The sequence below is a fragment of the Mycobacterium sp. VKM Ac-1816D genome (assembly GCF_000416385.1).
GTDB lineage: Bacteria > Actinomycetota > Actinomycetes > Mycobacteriales > Mycobacteriaceae > Mycobacterium > Mycobacterium neoaurum_A.
The window spans coordinates 1-323 of the sequence record NZ_AOHQ01000058.1 but is presented as its reverse complement, the minus strand read 5'-3'; the positions used below and the strand labels follow the sequence as shown (position 1 = coordinate 323).

The window sequence follows — 323 nt, the reverse complement described above, 5'->3', positions numbered from 1 at the left end:
GTGTCGTTCTGGGGACGGATGCGTGCCACCGACGCCGCGATCAGCGACACCCGCCTCAACGACCTTGCCCGTGGTGTTTGTGATGGTGATCCGCGGACCGTGGCCGAACGCCGCGCCGACGCCCTGGCCGCCGTCCTGGCCGGAGCCGACCGACTCACCTGCCTCTGCGGTGACCCTGACTGCGCAGGATCGGGAAAAGATCCCCGGGCGGGAGCGGTCACCATCTACGTCCTCACCGGACAGCAACCCGATACCCGACACGGGGCAAAGCCAGATACTGGGCCCACGCCCGATGGCAGCGGTAGTCAGGACCCGAGGACCGG

The 323-nt window shown here is 68.7% G+C and carries 1 protein-coding gene; it reads left to right on the top strand.

Going from position 1 to position 323, the window contains the following annotated elements; translation table 11 throughout:
• Positions 1-323: DUF222 domain-containing protein (locus G154_RS00040; protein ID WP_155944833.1), on the top strand; the 323-nt coding region annotated here is incomplete at both ends.